Below are 2,714 nucleotides of genomic sequence, written 5' to 3'. Positions count from 1 at the left end.
TGGATGCCGAAATTGATTTTGCCGATATCAATCCGAAATTAATTCGAATATTGAGCCAGTTTGAACCTTTTGGTCCGCAAAATATGACACCAACTTTCATGTCTAAAAACATAAAAGATACTGGTTATGCCAAACCTTTAGGCAAAGACGACGAACATCTAAAATTATTTATAAAACAGAATAACTCAGAAGGTTTTGGAGCGATTGGTTTTGGATTAGGTAAAAAATTAGAATCGGTTAGCAATCAAAAACCATTCGACGCCGTTTATTGCATTGACGAAAATGAATTTAACGGAAATGTAACCGTGCAACTTCGAATAAAAGATTTGAAAAGTTAATTCTAGAATTGATGCGATAATTTTTATTTACTTTTGCAGTCGCTAATAAAAGGACTTCTAAATAAGTTTTATGAAAAAAAATGATCCGTATGCAGCATTACGATTTAAGGAATTTAATTTCTTTTTATTGATGCGATTTGCAATGGTTTTTGCTTGGTCAATGCAGTTTGTAATTATCGAATGGGAAGTTTATAGCTTGACAAAAGATCCTCTTTCATTAGGAATCATTGGTTTGATGGAAATTATTCCAGCCGTTGCAATGGCGTTATTTGCAGGTCATATTGTAGATCAAAGCGAGAAAAAAAGTCTTTTAATAAAATGCATTTTAGGATTTTCGGTCGTTAGCTTAGGCTTGTTTTTAATAACCGTTCCGTCCATAACCGCCAATCTTTCATTAAACACAACCTTATATATAATTTACGCTTTGGTTTTCCTTGGCGGATTAGTTCGTTCATTTATTGGACCAACCGTTTTCTCACTTTTATCATTAATTGTTCCCAAAAAAGTCTATCCAAACGCTTCTACTTGGAGTAGTTCTGTGTGGCAAATGGGCGCGATGTTTGGTCCAGCTTTAGCCGGATTTTCAATCAGTTTTATGGGTGTTCATTGGTCTATGTGTTTGGTTTTTGGATTCTCGTTGATGGCGTTACTTCTTCTAACACAAATTGCAGCAAAACCTATTTTGAACCCAAAAATTGGCGAACCTATATTCCAAAGTTTGAAAGAAGGAGTGAAATTTGTTTTTAAAAACAAAACCATTTTGGGCGCACTATCTTTAGACATGTTTGCCGTTTTGTTTGGTGGCGCGATGGCTTTGCTTCCAATATTTGCGCAAGATATTCTCAAAGTTGGTTCCGAAGGTTTCGGTATTTTACGTGCCGCGCCAGCTGTTGGAGCAATCATAACCATGGTTTTATCGGCTTATATTTCGTTGAATAAAAAAGCTGGTGTAAAATTATTAACCGCGATATTTCTCTTCGGAATTTGTATGATTGTTTTCGGATTATCAGAATATTTTTGGCTATCTGTCATGGCATTATTCCTTAGCGGAATTGTAGATGGCGTTTCGGTTGTAATACGAAATACTATTTTACAATTGCACACACCCGATCACATGCGAGGTCGCGTTTCGTCTGTAAATTCAATATTTGTGGGTTCGTCCAATGAACTTGGCGCTTTTGAAAGTGGCGTAACAGCCAAACTGATGGGCGTTGTAAACGCAGTAGTTTTCGGCGGAATTATGACTTTGGTAACGGTTACAACAACCGCAATTGCATTACCCAATTTTAGAAAATTAGATTTAGAAAAAGATGTTGAAGCTTTGGAAAATGGTGATTAATGTGAGTAAGTTTTTAACTCAAATTTTTCTCCATCAAAAACGCCATAAGTAAAATAACTAATCCAATCGCCTAGATTTACATAGTTTGCATTTTCTCCAACTTCAAGAATCATTGGTAAATGTCTGTGTCCAAAAATTAAGTAATGGTAGTGTTTGGTTTCTAGTTTTCGTTTAGAATATTGAACCAGCCATTCGTTGTCTTCACCTAAATATTTTACATCTTCGGCACCCGAAATTAATTTGTTTTTAACCGAAAGATATTGTGCTAATTTCACACCAATATCAGGATGCAACCAACGGAAAATCCATTTTGATAATGGGTTGGTGAACACTTTTTTCATGCGTTTGTAACCTTTATCACCTGGACCTTTTCCGTCGCCGTGACCAATTAAAAAGGTTTTATTGTTGAATGTGAATTCTTTGTTGTCGTGATAAACTGGTATATTCAATTCTTTTTCGAAATAATCGTTCATCCATAAATCGTGGTTTCCTACGAAGAAATAAATTGGAATTCCACTGTCTCTAATTTCGGCTAATTTTCCTAAAACTCTAACAAATCCTTTTGGAACAACCGTTTGATATTCGAACCAAAAATCGAATAAATCACCCAAAAGAAAAATGGCTTCGGCATCTTTTTTCACTTCATCTAGCCACGCAACAAACTTTTGCTCACGCGGAAAACTTGCTTCTGGAGTTGGAGCACCAAAATGTTGGTCGGATGCGAAATAGATTTTTTTGTTTGACATTTTGTAAAAATAGTAATTTTTTATAAAGATAAAAGAATATAGAAAATAGAATATAGAGTAAAGAAAATAGATTTAAAGATTGTCTATACTTTTATATTTTGTCATTATGAGTAAATAAAAATCGCATTTCGCTAGTGACTTGTGTGATTTCTCGTTCCTCGAAATGACAAAAATGGATGGAATTCTTAAATTATACTTCTCAAAAAAATGATTGCCCAAAAGTTTATAAATAATCAATCACCATCAATAGATAGCCCGGATTGTCGTGAAAATCCTTTTTTCAATTGCCTT

General features: G+C 34.5%; 2 protein-coding genes and 1 pseudogene. 2 read left to right on the top strand and 1 reads right to left on the bottom strand.

Features of this window, described 5'->3' with window-relative positions; translation table 11 throughout:
- Nucleotides 1–338, top strand: a pseudogene (locus tag DIU01_RS01970) (single-stranded-DNA-specific exonuclease RecJ); the annotation flags it as partial.
- A 70-nt stretch (nt 339–408) separates the two neighbouring features.
- Complete coding sequence (locus tag DIU01_RS01965; RefSeq protein ID WP_290831583.1) at nt 409–1,677, top strand: MFS transporter; 1,269 nt, start codon at nt 409–411, stop codon at nt 1,675–1,677.
- Here the strand turns inward: DIU01_RS01965 and DIU01_RS01960 are convergent.
- Nucleotides 1,674–2,423: a UDP-2,3-diacylglucosamine diphosphatase gene (locus DIU01_RS01960; protein WP_290831582.1), complete on the bottom strand. Its 750-nt coding sequence runs from the start codon at nt 2,421–2,423 to the stop codon at nt 1,674–1,676. The genes DIU01_RS01965 and DIU01_RS01960 overlap by 4 nt on opposite strands.
- Nucleotides 2,424–2,714 lie beyond the last annotated feature (291 nt).

The organism is Flavobacterium sp. (assembly GCF_003525665.1).
In the GTDB taxonomy this organism is placed as follows: Bacteria; Bacteroidota; Bacteroidia; order Flavobacteriales; family Flavobacteriaceae; genus Flavobacterium.
This window is presented reverse-complemented; position numbering and strand designations above follow the sequence as displayed.